The organism is Azonexus caeni (assembly GCF_048146105.1).
GTDB classification, from domain to species: domain Bacteria; phylum Pseudomonadota; class Gammaproteobacteria; order Burkholderiales; family Rhodocyclaceae; genus Azonexus; species Azonexus aromaticus_B.
In genome coordinates this window covers 42,601-62,968 of sequence record NZ_JBKJAD010000017.1, presented here as the reverse complement: position 1 = coordinate 62,968, position 20,368 = coordinate 42,601, and the positions used below count along the sequence as shown (strand labels likewise).

Annotated in this window: 16 protein-coding genes; 8 read left to right on the top strand and 8 right to left on the bottom strand. The window is 66.9% G+C overall.

The window, feature by feature from the left end:
- Positions 1 to 56 precede the first annotated feature (56 nt).
- Genes ACLIIZ_RS15180 through folD form a run of 4 tightly spaced genes read right to left on the bottom strand, consistent with a single transcriptional unit; the run spans position 57 to position 3,552 of the window.
- Entirely contained in the window at positions 57 to 1,052 is a 996-nt protein-coding gene (locus ACLIIZ_RS15180) for an L-threonylcarbamoyladenylate synthase (RefSeq protein WP_416693513.1), read from the bottom strand.
- Positions 1,052 to 2,200 (bottom strand): 5-(carboxyamino)imidazole ribonucleotide synthase, encoded by a 1,149-nt coding sequence (locus ACLIIZ_RS15175; protein ID WP_416693511.1) that lies wholly within the window; start codon positions 2,198 to 2,200, stop codon positions 1,052 to 1,054. The genes ACLIIZ_RS15180 and ACLIIZ_RS15175 overlap by 1 nt, the downstream gene beginning before the upstream one ends.
- Entirely contained in the window at positions 2,197 to 2,694 is a 498-nt protein-coding gene (gene purE, locus ACLIIZ_RS15170) for a 5-(carboxyamino)imidazole ribonucleotide mutase (RefSeq protein ID WP_416693508.1), read from the bottom strand. The genes ACLIIZ_RS15175 and purE overlap by 4 nt, the downstream gene beginning before the upstream one ends.
- Positions 2,695 to 3,552 (bottom strand): bifunctional methylenetetrahydrofolate dehydrogenase/methenyltetrahydrofolate cyclohydrolase FolD, encoded by an 858-nt coding sequence (gene folD, locus ACLIIZ_RS15165; RefSeq protein ID WP_416693506.1) that lies wholly within the window; start codon positions 3,550 to 3,552, stop codon positions 2,695 to 2,697.
- A 167-nt stretch (positions 3,553 to 3,719) separates the two neighbouring features.
- Between folD and ACLIIZ_RS15160 the strand changes: the two genes are divergently transcribed.
- The gene (locus ACLIIZ_RS15160) at positions 3,720 to 5,141 is read left to right on the top strand and encodes a tetratricopeptide repeat protein (RefSeq protein WP_416693504.1); all 1,422 of its coding nucleotides are present in this window, start codon (positions 3,720 to 3,722) and stop codon (positions 5,139 to 5,141) included.
- A gap of 26 nt (positions 5,142 to 5,167) precedes the next feature.
- Here the strand turns inward: ACLIIZ_RS15160 and ACLIIZ_RS15155 are convergent, their stop codons facing one another.
- The 3 genes from ACLIIZ_RS15155 to ACLIIZ_RS15145 all read right to left on the bottom strand — a co-directional run bounded on the left by ACLIIZ_RS15155 (position 5,168) and on the right by ACLIIZ_RS15145 (position 9,139).
- Positions 5,168 to 6,598 (bottom strand): rhomboid family intramembrane serine protease, encoded by a 1,431-nt coding sequence (locus ACLIIZ_RS15155; RefSeq protein WP_416693502.1) that lies wholly within the window; start codon positions 6,596 to 6,598, stop codon positions 5,168 to 5,170.
- A 64-nt stretch (positions 6,599 to 6,662) separates the two neighbouring features.
- Positions 6,663 to 7,268: an indolepyruvate oxidoreductase subunit beta gene (locus ACLIIZ_RS15150; RefSeq protein WP_416693500.1), complete on the bottom strand. Its 606-nt coding sequence runs from the start codon at positions 7,266 to 7,268 to the stop codon at positions 6,663 to 6,665.
- Positions 7,265 to 9,139 (bottom strand): thiamine pyrophosphate-dependent enzyme, encoded by a 1,875-nt coding sequence (locus ACLIIZ_RS15145; protein WP_416693498.1) that lies wholly within the window; start codon positions 9,137 to 9,139, stop codon positions 7,265 to 7,267. The genes ACLIIZ_RS15150 and ACLIIZ_RS15145 overlap by 4 nt, the downstream gene beginning before the upstream one ends.
- A 277-nt stretch (positions 9,140 to 9,416) precedes the next feature.
- On the opposite strand from ACLIIZ_RS15145, the gene aceE reads away from it, so the two are divergent.
- The 5 genes from aceE (at position 9,417) to ACLIIZ_RS15120 (ending at position 17,410) form a co-directional block, all read left to right on the top strand.
- Positions 9,417 to 12,092 carry a pyruvate dehydrogenase (acetyl-transferring), homodimeric type gene (aceE, locus tag ACLIIZ_RS15140; RefSeq protein ID WP_416693496.1) on the top strand — a complete coding sequence of 892 codons (2,676 nt, stop codon included), beginning with the start codon at positions 9,417 to 9,419 and terminating at the stop codon, positions 12,090 to 12,092.
- A gap of 15 nt (positions 12,093 to 12,107) precedes the next feature.
- Complete coding sequence (aceF, locus tag ACLIIZ_RS15135) at positions 12,108 to 13,733, top strand: dihydrolipoyllysine-residue acetyltransferase (RefSeq protein ID WP_416693494.1); 1,626 nt, start codon at positions 12,108 to 12,110, stop codon at positions 13,731 to 13,733.
- A 12-nt stretch (positions 13,734 to 13,745) separates the two neighbouring features.
- On the top strand, positions 13,746 to 15,518 hold the full coding sequence (lpdA, locus tag ACLIIZ_RS15130; protein ID WP_416693492.1) for a dihydrolipoyl dehydrogenase: 1,773 nt from the start codon (positions 13,746 to 13,748) through the stop codon (positions 15,516 to 15,518).
- Positions 15,519 to 15,692: 174 nt separating this feature from the next.
- Positions 15,693 to 16,925: an HD domain-containing phosphohydrolase gene (locus ACLIIZ_RS15125; RefSeq protein WP_416693490.1), complete on the top strand. Its 1,233-nt coding sequence runs from the start codon at positions 15,693 to 15,695 to the stop codon at positions 16,923 to 16,925.
- Positions 16,922 to 17,410 carry a thioesterase family protein gene (locus ACLIIZ_RS15120; RefSeq protein ID WP_416693488.1) on the top strand — a complete coding sequence of 163 codons (489 nt, stop codon included), beginning with the start codon at positions 16,922 to 16,924 and terminating at the stop codon, positions 17,408 to 17,410. Before ACLIIZ_RS15125 ends, ACLIIZ_RS15120 begins: the two co-directional genes overlap by 4 nt.
- Positions 17,411 to 17,416: 6 nt before the next feature.
- Here ACLIIZ_RS15120 and ACLIIZ_RS15115 read toward each other — a convergent pair whose 3' ends face one another.
- Positions 17,417 to 18,115, bottom strand: a complete 699-nt coding sequence (locus ACLIIZ_RS15115; protein ID WP_416693486.1) for a cysteine hydrolase family protein — start codon at positions 18,113 to 18,115, stop codon at positions 17,417 to 17,419.
- A gap of 245 nt (positions 18,116 to 18,360) precedes the next feature.
- Between ACLIIZ_RS15115 and ACLIIZ_RS15110 the strand changes: the two genes are divergently transcribed.
- Complete coding sequence (locus ACLIIZ_RS15110; RefSeq protein ID WP_416693485.1) at positions 18,361 to 19,674, top strand: cytochrome-c peroxidase; 1,314 nt, start codon at positions 18,361 to 18,363, stop codon at positions 19,672 to 19,674.
- Positions 19,675 to 19,684: 10 nt separating this feature from the next.
- Positions 19,685 to 20,359 (top strand): Crp/Fnr family transcriptional regulator, encoded by a 675-nt coding sequence (locus ACLIIZ_RS15105; RefSeq protein ID WP_416693483.1) that lies wholly within the window; start codon positions 19,685 to 19,687, stop codon positions 20,357 to 20,359.
- The last annotated feature ends 9 nt before the right edge of the window (positions 20,360 to 20,368 follow it).

The window sequence follows — 20,368 nt, the reverse complement described above, 5'->3', positions numbered from 1 at the left end:
TAGCCTAGGGAGGGGCGGTTTCTGCAAGCAGCTTGGCGACACCGGGGAAAACCCGTTCAATTCTGCCCGGCACCAGCCGCGGCGCGGCGCAGGCGGTCGGCGACGGCGGCCCAGTCGGCGCCGGCTGGCAGGGCTTCAACGACGATCAGATCGACACCGGCGTGGTCCATGTCGCGCAGCGCGGCGTAGAGGTCGTGGGCGTAGCCGACCGGATCGGCCGGCAGCATCCGCCAGGCGTGCGGCATTCCGGCCTGCGGCGGCTGGTTGGGGCTGAGCACCGCGCACTTGCCGCCGCGATGGCGCTGGGCGTTGAGGAAGTCGAGCAGGCGCTCGCCGGTGACCACGCGCAGCGGCGTGATCGGCGCGTAATGCGCTTCCAGCGAACCGGAGACGCGCGGCGCGCCGTGGCTGGTTTCGATCGCCGGCACACGGCCGAGCACCGCTTCCAGGTGCAGCGGCGAGATGTGGCCGGGGCGCAGCACCACCGGTTCGCCGCGCGAGCAGTCGATGATCGTCGATTCTATGCCGACGGCGCAGGGACCGCCGTCGAGGATCAGCGGCACGGCCTCACCCAGTTCCTCGGCAACGTGGGCGGCAGTGGTCGGGCTGATGCGGCCGAAGCGGTTGGCCGACGGCGCCGCGATGCCGGCGTGCTCACCTTTCGCGGCGGCAAAGCGGCGCAGCAGTTCGAGCGCCACCGGGTGGCCGGGGACGCGCAGGCCGACGGTGTCCTGGCCGCCGGTGACGGCGTCGGGCACCCAGGCCTGCTTCTTCAGGATCAACGTCAGCGGGCCGGGCCAGAAGGTTTCCATCAGTTCCCAGGCCACCGCCGGCACTTGCTCGGCCCAGGCCTCGACGGCATCGTGGCCGGCCAGGTGGACGATCAGCGGGTGGTCGGCCGGGCGGCCCTTGGCGACGAAGATCTTGGCCACCGCCGCCGGGTTGGCGGCGTCGGCGCCGAGGCCGTAGACGGTCTCGGTCGGCAGCGCGACCAGTTCGCCGGCCAGCAGCAGGTCGACAGCGCGCTGGTAATCCGCGTCGGAAGGCGTCATCAGTCCTTGATGCCGATGGCGGCGCGGGCGTCCAGCGCGGTCTTCTGCACGGCTTCTGGATTGTCGCCGATCACCGTGAAGTGGCCCATCTTGCGGCCCGGCCGCGCGTGGTGCTTGCCGTAGAGGTGCAGCTTCAGGTTGGGGATGGCGTGCAGCCTGGCCCAGTCCGGCTCGCGGTAGGTATCGCCGTCGTACCACAGGTCGCCGAGCAGGTTGACCATCACCGACGCCGAATGCGCACGCGGCTCGCCCAGCGGCAGGCCGCACAGCGCGCGCACCTGTTGCTCGAACTGGTTGGTGACGCAGGCGTCGATGGTGTAGTGGCCGCTGTTGTGCGGGCGCGGCGCCATTTCGTTGACCAGCAGCTGGCCGCGGCTGACGAAGAACTCGACACCCATGGTGCCGATGTAGCCGAGCTTCTCGGCGATGCGCGCGGCCACATCCTCGGCGTCGCTCTTCATGCAGCCGGAAGTGCGCGCCGGCACGATGGAGACATCGAGGATGCCGCGCGTGTGCTGGTTCTCGCCGGTCGGGAAGCAGGCGACCTTGCCGTTTTCGTCGCGCGCCAGCACGACGGAAACTTCGTAGTCGAGCGGCAGACGCTGTTCGAGCACGCATTGCTCGCCCTTGAACTGGGCGAAGGCGAGCAGCGCCTCCGCGACGTTATTGACCGTCGCCTGGCCTTTACCGTCGTAGCCGAAGCGGGCGACCTTGAGGATGGCCGGGAACAGGCTGGCCGGCGCGGCCTTCAGGTCGGCTTCGCCGTTGACCTCGATGAACGGGCCGTGCGGGAAGCCGTTGTCGCGCAGGAAGGACTTTTCGCTGACGCGGTGCTGGCAGATCGCCACCGCCGCCGCGTGCGGGCGCACCGGCACGAACTTGGCGAGGTAGTCGAGCGTCGCTGCCGGCACGTTCTCGAATTCGGTGGTGATCGCGGCACAGCCGGCGGCGAATTCGTCGAGCGCGGCGTAGTCGTCGTAGGCGACGCAAAAGTGGCGTTCGGCGATCTGCGCCGCCGGGCTGTTCTTGTCCGGATCGAGCACCCAGACCTGGTAACCCAGTTCATGGGCAGCGGCAACGAAGAAGCGGCCGAGCTGGCCGCCACCGAGCATGCCCAGCGTGGCGGGCGGCAGGATCGTCGTTTTCATACTTCGGGCAGCTTCATGCCCAGCACCTTTTCGGTCTGGGCGGCACGGAAGGCCTGCAGTTTGGCGTTCAGCGCCGCGTCACCGTTGGCCAGCATGGCGACGGCAAACAACGCGGCATTGGCGGCACCGGCCTCGCCGATGGCGAAGGTGGCGACCGGGATACCCTTGGGCATCTGCACGATGCTGTGCAAGGAATCGACGCCGGACAGCGCGCGCGACTGCACCGGCACGCCGAGTACCGGCACCGTCGTCTTGGCGGCGAGCATGCCGGGCAGATGGGCGGCGCCGCCGGCACCGGCGATGATCGCCTGCAGGCCGCGCGGAGCGGCGGTCTCGGCGTATTCGAAGAGCAGGTCGGGCGTGCGGTGCGCGGAAACAACGCGGGCTTCGAAAGCGACGCCGAAGTCCTTGAGGATGACGGCGGCGGCCTGCATGGTCGGCCAGTCGGAGTCGGACCCCATGACGATGCCGACGGAAATCTTCTTGTCGCTCATTTAACGAATCCCCGCTTTGCGTTCGGCAGCCTCGATGGTGTTGGCCAGCAGCATGGTGATGGTCATCGGCCCGACGCCGCCCGGCACCGGGGTGATCTGGCCGGCGACTTCGAGGCAGTCATCGAAGTCGACGTCGCCGCACAGTTTGCCGTCCGGCAAACGGTTGATGCCCACGTCGATGACCACGGCGCCCGGCTTGATCATGTCGCCCTTGACGAACTTCGGCTTGCCGACGGCGGCGACGACGATGTCGGCGCGGCGGGTGTGGAACTTCAGGTCGCGCGTCTTCGAATGGCAGACGGTGACGGTGGCGCCGGCGTTGATCAGCAGCATCGCCATGGGCTTACCCACGATGTTGGAGCGGCCGATGACGACGGCTTCCTGGCCGCTCAGATCGACATTGCCCTTCTCGAACATCTTCATCACGCCGTACGGGGTGCACGGAATGAAGCGCGGCGCGCCCTGCGACAGCGCGCCGACGTTCTCGGCGTGGAAACCGTCGACGTCCTTCTCGGCGGAGATGGCTTCGAGCACCTTCTCTTCGTCGAAGTGCCTGGGCAGCGGCAGTTGCACCAGGATGCCGTGGATGGACGGATCGGCGTTCAACGCGGCGATCTTGTCGAGGACGACCTGCTGATCGACGTCCTTGTCGTAGACGATCTTCTCGGAATGCATGCCGATGGCCAGGCAGCCATTGACCTTGTTCTTCACGTAGACCTGGGAAGCCGGGTCTTCGCCGACCAGAATGACCACCAGGCCAGGCTGGTGCCCTTTGGCCGTCAGGGTTTCCACGCGTGCCTTGAAGCTCTGACGCAGTTCCTCCGCCAAGGCCTTGCCATCGATTATTTGTGCCGTCATCGTCGTATCCGGAAAACAAAAGGGGAAAGGCAGGCTGCCTTTCCCTCGAAGTTTCAGGATTTTACCAGAACCCTGGAGCGGCATCCTCATTCTGCGGCCAGCCGCGCGATTCATCCGTCATCGCACGTGCTATGCTTACCCGGCCTCCCGTCGCCACCAGCCCAGCCATGAACGCGCAAACCCCGCCGCGCCTCAGCCAGACCGCAGACCCGACTCCGTTCTGGGAGCGCATCCCGCGCTTTTTCCTGTTTCCGCTGCAGCCAGCCATCCTCGGCCATCTATTTCTGGCCGCGGCGCTGCCGGCGCTCTGCTTTCTGGCTCCCGGCGCCATCAGCGGTTTGCTGCTCTTCTTCGGCGGCTCGCTGTGGGCCTGGTTCTCAGTACTTCGCCAGGGCAGCCGGATTGCAATCGAGACCAGTCGTGGCCGCCTGCTGCCGGCAGACTACGACGACAACACACGCGAAGGACTGGGGCTGCTGCCCTTCAGCATCTTCGCGCTGTTCTTCGTCAGCGGACTGGCGGTCGGGCTGATTCAGGGCATGTTCGGCAACACGCCGGCGATGGCGATGAACTTCGTCGTTTCGCTGCTGCTGCCCGCGGCGCTGATGGTGCTGCTGCATTCGCGCAGCCTGCTCGCCGGACTCAATCCGTGGCGCGCCGCAACGCTGATCGGCAGTATTGGCAAACCCTACCTGCTGCTCTGCGTCTTTCTCTTCTGCCTGTCCAGCGCGCAGATGTTCCTCACCTGGCAGTTGTACGCCTTTGGCCTGAAACCCATCATTGCCGACCTGATGGCCGGCAACATCGTGCCGGAAAGCGGCCAGACCCCCATCGACCTGATCGGCGAACTGTTCGCCCGGCAACGCATGCGCATGTCCTCGGCGCTGTTCTGCGCCAACCTGGCGGCGATGTTCTTCACGATGATCGGCTTCAACATGCTGGGTTACGTCCTCTACCAGTATCACCGCATTCTCGGCATCCCCCTCCCCCCGACGGCACGCGGCGGCAATCCGGCGACGGCGGCGGAAGATGGTCCGGCGGCGCAGATTGCCGAACTGATCGCCGCCGGCGAAATGAGCCGCGCCATCGACATCGCCTACGAGGAACAGCGGGTGCATCACGAGGATGTGACGGCACAGGAGCGCTATCACAAGCTGCTGCACCTGGCCGGCCGCAAGGACCGCCTGCTGCCCCACGCCAACCGGCTGATCCCCCTGTTGCTGCAACGCCAGATGGCCAGCCGGGCAATCGCCGCCTGGCGCCGCTGCCACGAACTCGACGCCGATTTCCGGCTGCACGAACCGGGCGTCGAACTGGCGCTCGCCGAAGCCGCGCACAAGCTGCGCGAAAACCAGTTGGCGCTCGATCTGATGCGCGCCTTTGACAAGCGCCACCCGCGCCACCCTCTGATCCCGGAGGTCTATTTCCTCAGCGCCCGCATCCTGTGCGAGGAGTTTCGCCAGGACGCGATGGCCGAAAAGATCTTCAGCGCCATCGCCACCCGCTATCCACAACACCCCTGCGCCGAGAAAGCCGCCGAATACCGGCGCACCCTGGCCCGCCTGCGCGGCGCCGCCAGCCCGGCCTGACCCGTCGCCCCCAGCGGCGGCTCGCCTCAGCCGGCGAGGCGGCTGAGGGCGGCGGCGACCGTCGCGTCGCCGGCGTTCCGGCGCGCCCCGGCTGCCGCCAGCAAGAGTCGGCGACACCGCGGATCGGCCGGCGCCAGCGCGTGCAGCAAGCGTGCCGCCCGCTCCAGTTCGACCATCCGCCCCTGAGCAAAGAAGACCTCGGCCAGCGCCGCCAGGCGGTCGGCGTCGAGGCGCGGCCGCGGCTGCGCCAGTTGCAGGTAGTCGATGAACACTGCCGGCAACATGGGCTGTACCGCGGCCTCGCGCGTCGCCATGCGCAGGAAGCTTCGGCTGGCCAGGTGAAAGGCCTCGCTGGCTGGCGCCAGCTTGAGGACGTTCAGGCATTCCTGCCAGACCGCCAGATCGTGCCCGGCATGCGCCGCCGCGCGGCCATAGGCCTGGCGCGCCAGCTCGAAATCGGCATCGCGCATGGCCTTGCGGGCCTGCGCCAGATAGCGCTCGCGGCGTTCCGTCGCGGCCGGCACCGCCGACCGCGCCTCCCCTTCTTCCGGCAACAGACGTTGCTGAGCCCGGCGCAGCAGCGGCAGGGCGAGCAGACCACCGCACAGCAAGCCACCGATGTGGGCCTCATACGCCACCCGTCCGCCCCCCAGCCAGAGCAGTTGCACGGCTTCGTTGAGCAGCCAGATCGGCAGCGCCAGCAGCGCCGGGGCGCGGATGATGTCGAAATAGACGATGATGAAATAGAAGAAGGGAATCCGCCGCCAACGCAGCAGGACGGAAAACGCGCCCATCACCGCAGCGATCGCGCCGGAGGCGCCGATCAAGCCGCTGCCGCTGGCGGCGACCATCCACAGGCCGGCGCCGGCGACGCCGCCAAGAAGGTAGATGGCAAGGAAAGCGGCGCTGCCGATCAGGCCTTCCACCGCCGGCCCGATCAGCACCAGGACCAGCATGTTGCCGAGCAGATGAGAAACGTCGGCGTGCAGGAACTGGCTGGAAAAGGCGGTGAGCAGGGTTGGCTGATCGCTGCGGAAGGCATAGCGGGTGCCGACCACCCCCGCCATCAGGCCGTCGAAACTTTGCCGCGCCTGCCGCCAGCTACCGTAAATCTCGTCGCTCGGCGGCACCACCGCCCCTTGCCGGAGTTCCTCCATGAACGCCCGATCATCCTCCATCTGCTCGAGAAGCGGCGCCAGACCGCGCCGGTTCTTGAGCAGGCGATCGAACTTTGCCACCGCCTCATGATCGCCGCGGCCGAGCAGGTGGTCCCGGTAGCGATCAGGCTCGATCTCGGCCAGCACGCTGCCCGAGTAATACTCGACGGCGTGCCGGAGCCGCGCCTCGTCACCCTGCTGCAGACCGAAGAAGACGAACAGGTTGACGACGACCAGCAACACCACGCCGACCGGCAGGTAGGGCGGGATGATGCGGGAGAGATAGGGCATCAGCAGCATGCCGCCGATTCTTGCAGAAAGGCGTCAGGCTGTCGATGTCGCCGGCATCGCCGGCGACGCCTCTTCAGGCGGCCTGCGCCGTGCCGACCGCCGCCCGACCGGCGGCGAAAGCCCGCCGGTTCAGTTCGACGAGCTTTTCGCCCTTGCGCTGGAAGCGCTTGAGCACGCAATCAAGCAGGATTTCCGCCGGAAACGGCAGATGATCGGCGATGGCACCGAGCATCACGGTGTTGCCGAGACGGATGTCGCCCAGTTCGAGGGCGATGCTGGTCGCGTCGAAGGCCACCACCGGGCCACCGCCGTCGCGCATGGCGGCGATCGGGTCGTCCGGATAGTCGAACAGGCCAAGCTCGACGACCGGCGGCACGAGGCGCGCGTTATTCATCAGCGAGATGCCACCCGGACGCAGCATGTGCCGCCAGCGCATGCCCTCGGCCGCTTCGAAGCCGAGCAGCACGTCGGCGCTGCCCGGCGTGATCTGCGGCGACAGCACGCGGGGACCGAAGCGCAGGTGCGAGGAAACCACGCCGCCGCGCTGCGCCATGCCGGCGACCTCGGTCTTCTTGGCATCGTTGCCGAGGGCGATCGCCGCCTCGGCGAGGATTTCGGTGGCGGTCATGACGCCCTGACCGCCGATGCCGACGACGAGAATGTTGGTCGTTGCGCTCATGCCTGGCAGCCTCCCTTGGCGAACTGGATCGGCGCGCTCGGCACATAGTGCTCGATCGCCTTCGGCGCACAGGGCTGCAGGCAGAGGCCGCAGCCGGTGCACACCGACGATTCGATACGGACGAAAGCGAGATCGACCTCACGCCCGCTCGCCTTGACTTCCTTGCCGCGCCGCGTGACGTGGATGGCCGGGCAACCGACGTCGATGCAGTTGCCGCAGCCGGTGCACTTGTCCTCATCGACCGCGTAGGGCTTGAGCTTATGGTAGTCCTTGATCAGCACGCAGGGCTGGTCGGTGATGATGACCGAGACTTCGGGCACCTTGACCTCCTCGCGGATGGTCTTGAACAGCACCGGCAGCTGATACGGATTGACCACGTGGATGCGCTCGTCCTTGACCCCCAGCGCCGAAACCAGCTTGGCGAAGTCGATGCGCGGCGCTTCGGCGCCGTGAATGTCGCGGCCGTTGCCCGGGTTATCCTGGCCGCCGGTCATGCCGACGGCGCGGTTGTCGAGTAGCAGGACGGTGACGTTGCCCTTGTTGTACACCATGTCGAGCAGGCCTTGCATGCCCATGTGCAGGAAGGTCGAATCGCCGATCACGGCAACCACGCGCTTGTCCCTGTCGGACTCGCCGCGCCCCTTGTCCATGCCGTGGGCGATGCCCATCGAAGCGCCCATCGAGACGCAGGTATCCATCGCCTGCCAGGGGTGTCCTGCCCCCAGCGTGTAGCAGCCGATGTCGCCGGAGATGTTCAGGTTGCGCACCTGCGACAGCGTGTAATAGACCCCGAGGTGCGGGCAGGCGACGCACATCGTCGGCGGCCGCGGAAAAACCTGCAGGGCAGCAGCGGCCTGGGTTTCCGGCAACGCCTCGCCGAGCAGGCGGGCGATCGCCGGTTTGAGCACGGCCGGCGACAGCTCGCCCTGCAGCGGCAGGATGGCCTTGCCGATCACCGCAATGCCTTGCGCCTTCAGTTCGGTTTCAACCAGCGGCTCGACCTCTTCGACGACAACGACCTGATCGACCAGTGCCGCCAGTTCGCGGCACTTCTCGAACGGCACCGGGCAGGAGAAGCCGAGCTTCAATACCGGCGCGTCCGGGAAGGCTTCGCGCACGTGCATGTAGGCCGGGCCGGAAGCGATGAAGCCGACGCGGCGGTCGCTGCCCGGTTCGATGAAGTTGAGCGGCGAGGTTTCGGCCAGCGCGCGCAGGTCGCGCTCGCGCTGGAACATCAGCGGAATGCGCTTGCCGGCGTTGCCCGGCACCATCACGAAGCGCGCCTGATCCTTGCGGAAGCCGGCACCGACGTGGGCCTGGCGCTCGCCGACGGTGACCAGCGCCTTGACGTGGTTGATGCGCGTCGTCATGCGCAGGATCACCGGCACCTGGAAACGCTCGGACAGTTCGTAGGCTTCGAGCGTCATCGCATAGGCTTCTTGCGAATCGGCCGGCTCGAACACCGGCACGTGCGCGAAGCGCCCCCAGTGGCGGGAATCCTGCTCGTTCTGCGACGACGACAGGCCGACGTCGTCGGCGATGGCAATCACCAGGCCGCCGCTGACGCCGGTCAGGGTCAGCGTCATCAGGGCGTCGGAGGCGACGTTCATGCCGACATGCTTCATGCAGCAGAACGAACGCGAACCGGCATAGGCGGCGCCGATCGCCACTTCCAGCGAGACCTTTTCATTGACCGACCACTCGGCGTAGAGGTCCGGATAGGTGGCGATGACTTCGAGCATCTCGGTCGCCGGCGTGCCGGGATAGGCGGCGGCCACCTTGACGCCGGCTTCCCAGACGGCGCGGGCGACGGCCTCGTTGCCGGACAGGAAGAGACGGCTGGCGGCCGGGGCGGGCATGACTGCTGCCATGAAAACTCCTGACTGAAACAAAAGCCGTTGATTGTAAAGCGCTCGTCGCAAGCTAATTTGATACAGCGCAACTCGCCGGCGATTTGTTTTTTGTTACGTATCTTCAATGCAACGGATCGCCGAACAGGCACAAATTTTATTGCACGATGCGAATTTTGTTTTTACAATGCGCAACACAATCTAGGTGTAAACACGGGGTGTGATCCTCCGTGCAAAGCGTTAAAGTTGTCCGGCTTACCCCGCAGGACAGAATGAAAACCCACGTAGGAGACAAACCATGGCCGAACAGCCGAACAACCTGCCCGCCGACCAGGACCCGCAGGAAACCAAGGAATGGAAGGACGCCCTCGACGGCGTCATCAGCAACGAAGGCGCCGAGCGCGCCCACTACCTGATCGAGACGCTGATCGCTCAGGCCCGCGAGGACGGCATCGACATCCCGTACTCCGCCAATACCGAATACATCAACACCATCCCCGCCGACCAGCAGCCCAAATACCCGGGCGATCCGGACATGGAAATCAAGATCCATTCCTACATCCGCTGGAACGCCATGGCCATGGTCGTGCGCGCCAACAAGGACACCAACGTCGGCGGCCACATCGCTTCCTTCGCCTCGGCCGCCGCGCTCTACGACGTCGGTTTCGCCCATTTCTGGAAGAGCCTCGACCATGAAACCGGCGGCGACCTGATCTTCTTCCAGGGCCACTCGGTCCCCGGCGTCTATTCGCGCGCCTTCATGCTCGGCCGCCTGACCGAGGAGCAAATGGACAACTTCCGCCAGGAAACCGGCGGCAAGGGCATCTCCTCTTACCCGCACCCCTGGCTGATGCCGGACTTCTGGCAGTTCCCGACCGTCTCGATGGGCCTCGGCCCGATCCAGGCGATTTACCAGGCGCGCTTCATGAAGTACCTCGCCTCGCGCGGCCTGATCGATGCCACCAAGGCCGAACAGCGCAAGGTCTGGGCTTTCCTCGGCGACGGCGAGACCGACGAGGTCGAATCGCTCGGCGCCATCGGCATGGCCGGCCGCGAAAAGCTCGACAACCTGATCTTCGTCATCAACTGCAACCTGCAGCGCCTCGACGGCCCGGTGCGCGGCAACGGCAAGATCATCCAGGAACTGGAAGCCGAATTCCGCGGCGCCGGCTGGAACGTCATCAAACTGATCTGGGGCACCCACTGGGATGCGCTGTTCAACCGCGACAAGAAGGGCATCCTGAAGAAGCGCATGATGGAACTGTGCGACGGCGAGTACCAGACCTTCAAGGCGAAGAACGGCGCCTACGTCCGCGAGCACTTCTTCAACACGCCGGAACTCAAGGAACTGGTCGCCGACTGGACCGACGACGACGTCTGGCAACTGAATCGCGGCGGCCACGACATCTTCAAGATCTTCGCCGCCTACAACGCCGCCGTCACCCACAAGGGCGCCCCGACGCTGATCCTGGCCAAGACCATCAAGGGCTTCGGCATGGGCCAGGCCGGCGAAGCGATGAACATCTCGCACCAGCAGAAGAAGATGGACAAGGAGCAGATCGGCCGCTTCCGCGACCGTTTCGCCCTGCCGGTCCCCGACGACAAGCTGGAAGAACTGCCCTACCTGAAGTTCCCGGAAGACTCCGCCGAATACAAGTACATGCGCGAACGCCGCATGGCGCTCGGCGGCTTCCTGCCGTCGCGTCGCCGCAAGGCCGAACCGCTGGCGATTCCGGCCCTGGAAAAGTTCGATGCGTTGCTCAAGGCCTCCGGCGAAGGCCGCGAACTGTCTACCACGATGGCCATCGTCCGCATCATGAACATGCTGCTGAAGGACAAGCAGGTCGGCCGCAACGTCGTGCCCATCGTGCCCGATGAATCCCGCACCTTCGGCATGGAAGGCATGTTCCGCGCCGTCGGCATCTGGAACCAGCAAGGTCAGAACTACGTCCCGGAAGACCATGACCAGCTGATGTTCTACAAGGAATCGAAGGACGGCCAGGTGCTGCAGGAAGGCATCAACGAAGCCGGCGCGATGAGCGACTGGATCGCCGCCGCCACCGCCTACTCGGTGCATGGCGTGCAGACCATTCCGTTCTACATCTGCTACTCGATGTTCGGCCTGCAACGCGTCATGGACCTCGTCTGGGCAGCCGGCGACCAGCGCGCCCGCGGCTTCCTGGTCGGCGGCACCGCCGGCCGCACGACGCTGAACGGCGAAGGCCTGCAGCACGAAGACGGCCACAGCCACATCCTGGCCAACCTGATCCCGAACTGCCTGTCCTACGACCCGACCTTCCAGTACGAAGTCGCCGTCATCGTCCAGGACGGCCTGCGCCGGATGAACGCCGAGCAGGAAGACGTCTTCTACTACATCACGGTGATGAACGAGAACTACGAGCACCCGGAAATGCCGGCCGGTGCCGAGGCCGACATCATCAAGGGGATGTATGCCTTCAAGAAAGGTGGTGAAGGCGACTTGCGCGTGCAACTGCTCGGCTCCGGCACCATCTTCCGCGAAGTCATCGCCGCCGCCGACCTGCTCAAGGCCGACTGGGGCGTCGAAGCCGACATCTGGGGCTGCCCGTCGTTCAACGAACTGGCCCGCGACGGTCAGGACGCCAGCCGCTGGAACCTGCTGCACCCGCTGGAAGAACCGAAGCTGTCACACGTCGAGCAGAAGCTCGCCGGCACGAGCGGCCCGGTGGTTGCCGCGACCGACTACGTCAAGCTGTTCGCCGAGCAGATCCGTCCCTTCGTCAAGCGCCCCTACGTGACGCTGGGTACCGACGGTTTCGGCCGTTCCGACACCCGCGAGAAGCTGCGCCACCACTTCGAGGTCGACCGCCACTGGGTGACGCTAGCCGCGTTGAAGGCGCTCGCCGACGAAGGCAAGATCGGCCGCGAGAAGGTCGCTGCCGCGCTGGTCAAGTACAACCTGGATCCGGCCAAGCCGAATCCGCTGTCGGTTTAAGGGAGGGAGACAGCCATGAGCCAACTCATCGAAGTCAATGTCCCCGATATCGGCGACTTTTCCGAAGTGCCGGTGATCGACCTGTTCGTCAAGGTCGGCGACACGATCAAGGTGGACGACGCGATCGCCACCCTCGAATCCGACAAGGCCACGATGGACGTGCCGAGCACGGTGGCCGGCGTGGTCAAGGAAGTGCTGGTGCAGGTCGGATCGAAGGTCAGCGAAGGTTCGCTGCTGATCAAGGTGGAGGCCGGTGAAGCCGCTGCCGCCTCTCCTGCCGCTGCACCGGCGGCCGCCCCCGCTGCCGCACCGGTCGCAGCCCCGGCCGCCGCCGCTGGCGCCGTCGTCGAAGTGAAGGTCCCGGATATCGGCGACTTCTCCGACGTGCCGGTGATCGACCTCTTCGTCAAGGTCGGCGACACGATCAAGGTCGATGACGCCATCTGCACGCTGGAATCCGACAAGGCAACGATGGACGTGCCGTCCTCGGCCGCCGGCGTGGTCAAGGAAGTGCTCGTCCAGCTCGGCTCCAAGGTCAGCGAAGGCGCGCTGCTGATCAAGGTGGAAACCGGTGCGGCCGCCGCTGCTCCGGCCCCGCAGGCGGCTGCTCCGGCGCCCGCCGCGGCATCGGCCCCGGTTGCCGCCGCTGCGCCCGCGCCGGCCGCTGCCGCCCCGGCGTCGCTGCCGGCGGCCCAGCCGCAGTCGCTGGCGCTCGGTGCCAAGGTCCATGCTTCGCCGTCGGTGCGCGCCTATGCCCGCGAACTGGGCGTCGATCTGTCCAAGGTCGCCGCCTCCGGACCCAAGGGGCGCATCGTCAAGGAAGACCTGACCAAGTACGTCAAGGGCGTGATGTCCGGCGCCACCGCGGCAGCGGCCGCTGCCGCTGGCGCCAGCCTGGGTGGCGGGCTCGACCTGCTGCCCTGGCCGAAGGTCGATTTCAGCAAGTTCGGCGAGATCGAGGTCAAGCCGCTGTCGCGCATCAAGAAGATTTCCGGCCAGAACCTGTCGCGCAACTGGGTGATGATCCCGGCCGTGACCTACCACGAAGACGCCGACATCACCGACCTGGAAGCCTTCCGTGTGCTGCTCAACAAGGAAAACGAAAAGGGTGGCGGCGCCAAGCTGACCATGCTGGCTTTCCTGATGAAGGCTTGCGTCAAGGGTCTGCAGAAGTTCCCGGAATTCAACGCTTCGCTCGACGGCGACAACCTGGTGCTGAAGAAGTATTTCAACATCGGCTTCGCCGCCGACACCCCGAACGGCCTGGTCGTGCCGGTGGTCAAGAACGTGGACAAGAAGTCGGTGTTCGAACTGGCGCAGGAATCCGGTGACCTGGCCAAGCAGGCGCGTGACGGCAAGCTCAAGCCGGCCGACATGCAGGGGGCCTGCTTCACCATTTCCTCGCTCGGCGGCATCGGCGGCACCTACTTCGCGCCGATTGTGAACGCGCCGGAAGTGGCCATCCTCGGCGTCAACAAGTCGGCGATGAAGCCGGTCTGGGACGGCAAGCAATTCGTACCGCGCCTGACCCTGCCGCTGTCGCTGACCGCCGACCACCGCGTCATCGACGGCGCGCTGGCGACCCGCTTCAACGTCTATATCGCGCAACTGCTGGCCGACTTCCGTCGCGTCGCGCTGTAAGGGGGAAGAACCATGAGCAATCTGGTTGAAGTGAAAGTCCCGGACATCGGCGATTTCGACAGCGTGCCGGTGATCGACCTGTTCGTTAAGGTCGGCGACACGATCAAGGTCGACGACGCGATCTGCACGCTGGAATCGGACAAGGCGACGATGGATGTGCCGTCGCCGGTCGCCGGCACGGTCAAGGAAGTGCTGGTGCAGCTCGGCGCCAAGGTCAGCGAAGGCGTTCTGCTGATCAAGGTGGAAGCCGGTGCTGCGGCAGCCGCCGCCCCCGCGCCGGCCGCAGCCGCTGCCCCGGCGGCGGCGCCGGTTGCCGCACCGACGGCCGCGGCCCATGCCGGCAGCGCCGACATCGAATGCGACATGCTGGTGCTGGGCGGTGGCCCCGGCGGCTATTCGGCCGCCTTCCGCGCCGCCGACCTCGGACTGAAGACGGTGATCGTCGAGCGTTATTCGACGCTCGGCGGCGTCTGCCTGAACGTCGGCTGCATTCCGTCGAAGGCGCTGCTGCATGTCACCGCCGTGCTGGAAGAGACCGCCCATCTGGCCGATGCAGGCGTCAGCTTCGCCGCCCCGCAGATCGACGTGGACAAGCTGCGCGCCCACAAGGAAAAGGTGGTCGGCAAACTGACCGGCGGTCTGGCCGGCATGGCCAAGGGCCGCAAGGTCGACATCGTGCGCGGCGTCGGCACTTTCCTTGATCCTTACCATCTGGCCGTCGAAGTCACCGACGGCAACGGCCAGGACAAGACCGGCGCCAAAAAGGTGGTGAAGTTCAAGCAGTGCATCATCGCCGCCGGTTCGGCGGCCGTGCATCTACCCTTCATCCCGCAGGACCCGCGCATCGTCGATTCGACCGGCGCGCTGGAACTACGCTTCGTGCCGAAGAAGATGCTGGTCATCGGCGGCGGCATCATCGGCCTCGAAATGGCCACGGTGTATTCGGCGCTGGGCGCCAGGATCGACGTCGTCGAGATGGCCGACGGCCTGATGCAGGGCCCGGACCGCGACGCGGTCAAGGTCTGGGAAAAGCTCAACGCCCAGCGTTTCGAGCGCGTCATGCTGAAGACCAAGACGGTTGCCGTCGAGGCGAAGGAAGACGGTCTGTGGGTCAAGTTTGAAGGCGAAGGCGCCCCGAACGCCGACGACGTGCGCTACGACATGATCCTGCAAGCCGCCGGTCGCGCGCCGAACGGTAAAAAGATCGGCGCCGACCAGGCCGGCGTCATCGTCGACGAGCGCGGCTTCATCCCGGTCGATGCGCAGATGCGCACCAACGTGCCGCACATCTTCGCCATCGGCGACATCGTCGGCCAGCCCATGCTGGCGCACAAGGCGGTGCATGAGGCGCACGTCGCGGCGGAAGTCGCCGCCGGCCAGAAATCGGCCTTCGACGTCCAGGTCATCCCCGGCGTCGCCTACACCCACCCGGAAGTGGCGTGGGTCGGCTACACCGAAGACCAAGCCAAGAAGGAAGGACGCAAGGTCGAGACCGCCAAGTTCCCCTGGGCGGCCTCCGGTCGCGCGATCGCCAACGGCGCCGACTACGGCTTCACCAAGCTGATTTTCGACGCCGAATCGCACCGCGTCATCGGCGGCGCCATCGTCGGCCCGTCGGCCGGCGACATGATCGGCGAAGTCTGCCTGGCGATCGAGATGGGCTGCGACGCGGTCGACATCGGCAAGACCATCCACCCCCACCCCACCCTCGGCGAATCGATCGGCATGGCCGCCGAAATCGCCCACGGTTCCTGCACGGACGTTCCGCCGCCGCGCAAGAAGTAAAGGTCCTCTGCGTTACGCTAACCTCTAGCTAGCGTTCGTATTTGGCGACGGTTCCATCCGTCGCCTTTTTTTGTCCACCGGCGAGGGCGTGTTCACAGTAATCTGCGGGACGGCTGCTTACTGTGAACGCGCCCTAGGGATACCATGGGCAAAAAAACCGCCGGAAAGAACAACATGTCCCCGCCCCTCCCCACCGGATTTCGTCACCTGGTCTATGCGCTGGCCGACGCCCTCGACCTGGTCGGCATCGACGATGTCGGCCACGGCAAACGGGTCGGCATCATGGCCGCCGAAGTCGCCGAGGTCCTCGACCTGTCGCCGGAACGCCGCCTCTTCCTGTTCGAACTCGGCCTGCTGCACGACATCGGCGTCTCGTCGACCGTCACCCACCACCATCTGGTCACCGAATTCGACTGGCAAGGCGCGCAGGCGCATTGCCTGACCGGCGCCGAGCTGCTGCGCGACTTCGCGCCGCTGCAGGCCTACGCCGAGCCGATCCGCTACCACCACACGCCGTGGGCAAGGCTGCCCGCCGAGCTGCCCGCCGACCTCCGCCAGGCCGCCAACCTGGTCTTTCTGGTCGACCGCGTCGATGCCTTCGCCGCGCCGCATTACGGCGACGGCAGCCTGCTCATGTCGACCGGCGAAATCCGCGCGGCGATCTGCCAGCACGACGGCAGCTACTTCGACCCGGCGCTGGTCGCCGCCTTCCTGCAGGCGTCGCGCTCGGAGGCGTTCTGGCTGCGGCTGGAAATGCGCAACGTCCAGGCCTGCCTCGCCGACCGCCTCAACGAACCCGACCAGCGCACCATCGCCATGGCGGAACTGAAGCAACTGGCCGGCATCTTCTCGCGCATCGTCGACGCCAAGAGCGCCTTCACCGCCCAGCATTCGCTCGGCGTCTCGCGTCTGGCCGGGCTGCTCGCCGGCTATCTGGACGTTACCCCGGAAGGCCGCGAGCAACTGGAAATCGCCGGTCTGCTGCACGACATCGGCAAGCTGCGGGTTCCCGACGAGGTGCTCGACAAGCCGGACCGCCTCGACGCCCGCGAACGAAGCATCATGAACACGCACAGTTTCGAGACCTACCAGATCCTGCGCCTGATCCCGGGGCTGGAGGAGATCGCCTACTGGGCCGCCTGTCACCACGAGGAACCGGGCGGCAACGGCTACCCCTTCCATCTGGCGGCGGAAACCCTGCCGCTCGAAGCGCGCATCCTGCGCGTCGCCGACATCTTCCAGGCGATGGTCCAGGACCGCCCCTACCGACACGGCCTGCCGGCCAGCGAAGCGCTCGCCTTCCTCGGCGACCTGGCCGCCCAGGGCCGAGTCGACAGCGAGATCGCCGCCACCCTCGGCAAGCATCTTGACGCCGCCTACGCCGCGGCCCGCCCGGAAAGCCCATGACCGCAACAGCACAGACACGGCGCAGCGCCGCCGAACAGCAACGCCTCGAAAACCTGCTGCAGGAGATGTTCGAACACCGCATCAGCTTCAACGAAGTGCTCGGCCTCAAGGTCGCCTCGTTCGCTCCTGAAGCGCCGCAACTGCGCTTCGCGATGCGCCCCGAACTGGTCGGCCACTACCTCTACGGCCGCCTGCACGGCGGCGTGATCGCCGCCGCCCTCGACACCGTCGGCGGCTTTGCCGCGGTGGTCGGCATCGCCGAGAAGTTCTGCGGCGAGACTGCCGAACAGGTGGCGCACCGCTTCGGCCGCATCGGCACCATCGACCTGCGCACCGATTTCCTGCACCAGGGCATCGGCCACGAGTTCACGGCCACCGGCCGCATCGTTCGGCTCGGCGGCCGCATCGCTTCGATCCAGATGACGCTGGAAAACGAAAGCGGGCTGCTCATCGCCACCGGCAGCGCCGCTTACGTGGTCAGCTGAGCGCGTTCAGCGGCGCAGCGCGGCGACCGCCTCGGCGGTGCTGAGCACGCCGTTGGCGATCATCCCGAAGTTGACCAGCGCCGCCTGGTAGGCTGCTTCGCCGGGCGCGCCGACGGCATCCTTGACGACATAGACGCGAAAGCCGTTCTCCATCAGCGCCCGCAGGTGCGAGTCGACGCACAGGTTGGCGACCAGGCCGGCCAGCACCACGGTGTCGATGCCGCGGCTGCGCAACTGGTAGATCAGATCGTTGCTCTCCGGGCCGTAGAGCTTGTGCGGGGCGACGACGACGGTCGCCGGATCGTCGATGTAGGGCTTGAAGCGGGCGTAGAAGTCGCCACCGCCGGCGGCGTCGCGGCGTAGCGCCCCCATGTCGAGCAACTGGCGCTGCAACGCGCCGGCTTGCGTCCACTGGCCGTCGAGCGCGCCATAGACCAGCGGATCGACGGCGAACAGGTAGCCGCCGGCCTTCGCCGCCTGCATCAGGCGCTCCAGGTTGGCGACGGTGTCGAGGCGGGCGAGATTGTCCTTGAGCAGCCCGTAGAGCTTGCCGTCCTCGCGCAGGAAATCGTTCTGCGGATCGGTGACGACGAGGGCGCTGCGCCCGGGCTCGAAGTGCAGCGCGGCACCGCCCCCGGCACTGGCGGGAACGGCGGAGAAGAGCAGCGGCACGGCAAGGAAGAGCGAGACGAATGGCTTTTTCATGATGCATCCTTTCCTTCGGACAGGGATTGTGGCCGCCCGGCATGGACGGCCTGGCGGCATTCTCGGCAGCCCGGCGGACGCATTCCGTAGCTTTGGCTACACAAGCCGCCATCCCGCGCCAACGTAGCTTTTGCTACAGAAGGCCGGGCCGGCGCGGGCTAGCCTGCGCTCAGATCCCCGACCAAGGAGTGCCTCATGCCTGCCCCATCCGCCCCGAACGCAGCCATCCCCAGCGGGGGCCGGCCATGAACAGCGGCCTTTCCGATTTCCTGATGATCGCCATCCCGGCCATCCTGACCGGCGGCATCGTCCTCGCCCTGATGGTCCGCCGCGAACTGGCGCCGGCCGTCGGCCTGCGCGGCGAACAACGCTGGCTGCTCGGGCTGGCGCTGGGCATGGGGCTGGTCGCCTTCAGCATCAAGCTGGGCGTCGCCCTCATCCTCAGCAGCGCCCCCGGCGCCACCGTCGACGCGCTCGCCGCGCGCGATTTCGGCAGCGCCGTCATGCCCGACGACGATAGCGTCGCGCTGATCAAGGCCTTCATCAACCCGGCCTCGGGCAACGGCCAGCGCTACGTCTGGGAACGCCTGCCCAACCAGGCCCCGGCGCCGGCCGGGCTGCCGACGACAGCGGCCCGGGTGACGCTCGGCGAACGCCTGTTCAACGAACGCCGGCTGTCTGGCGACGGCACGCTGAACTGCGCTTCCTGCCACGACCTGACCGGCCATGCCGGCGCCGACGGGCGGCCGCTGGCGCGCGGCATCGCCGGTCAGGTCGGGCCGCGCAACACGCCGACGGTATGGAACGCCGCCTTCCAGTCGGTACTGTTCTGGGATGGCCGGGCGCCCTCGCTGGAAGCGCAGGCGGGCGGCCCCATCCTCAACCCGGTCGAGATGGGCCTGGCCTCGGCGGAAGAAGCCGAGCGCCGCCTGGGGGGCGATGCCGACTATCGCCGCCTGTTCACCGCTGCCTTCGGCGACGCAGCCGTCACCTTCCCGCGCATCGTCCAGGCGCTGGCCGCCTACGAGCGCACGCTGATCACGCCGGACAGCCCCTACGACCGCTTCGTAGACGGCGACGCCGGCGCGCTCAGCCCGGCGCAGTTGCGCGGCATGGCGCTGTTCGAGAAGCTGGGTTGCATCCTCTGTCACCGCGGGCCGAACTTCAGCGACGCCAGCCTGCTCGGCGGCCAGAGCGCACTGCGCTACTTCCCGGCCAATCCGACGCCTTACGAGAAACGCTACCCGCTGCTCGGCGCCGACGGCCGCCCCGGCGTCTGGCGCGTGCCGTCGCTACGCAACGTCGCGCTGACCGGCCCCTGGTTGCACAACGGCTCGGTGGACCAACTCGACGAAGTCGTCCGCATCATGGCCAGCGCCCAGCTCGGCCGCTCGCGCCAGTTGCAGGCGTGGATCGACGGCGAATCGGCGCTGCACCTCGCCGACCAGACGCCGCTGCCCGACGCCCAGGTCGCCGACCTGGTCGCCTTCCTCGAAGCGTTGAGCAGCGACCGCCTGCGCCGCCAGGCGGGCTTGCCGGCGGATACCCGCGCGGAATAAGCTGGCGGGCATGGACGACATGACCCCGATCACCGAAATCGCCCCCTTCCGCAACCTGTCCGACGCCGGCCGGGCCTTGCTGGCACAGGTCCAGGTCAGCGTCCATATGCGCTCGCCGCAGGCGCTGATCCACAAGGGGCAGGCCGCCTCCGGCGCCTACTTCGTGCTCGCCGGCCGGCTGCGCGTCTATGCGCTGGCGCCGAACGGCAACGAGGCCACGCTGTACTTCATCGGCCCCGGCGAAACCTGCGTCTTCGCGCTGAACAGCCTGTTCAACGACCTGCGCTACCCAGCCTGGGTGCAGGCGGTCGAGGACACCCGGCTGGCGACTATCCCGGGACCGGTCTACCGGCGCCTGTTCGCGGTCGAACCGGAGGTCCGCGACCTGACGGTGCGCACCCTGTCCACGCTGGTCTTCCGGCTGATGGCCGAACTCGAGGAAGTGCACGCCTACAAGCTGAACCAGCGGCTGGCCAACGCCATCCTGGTGCACGGCAGCGGCGAGGGGCTGCTGCGCATGACCCAGCAGCAACTGGCCGACCACCTCGGCACGACGCGCGAGGTGATCGCCCGCCTGATCGGCGAACTGGTCGACGCCGGGCTGATCGAAAGCCGCCGCGCCTGCATCCGCATCGCCGACGCCGCCGGCCTCGCCCGTCTGATCGCCGGCGAGGCGGCGGCCTGACCGCCGCCG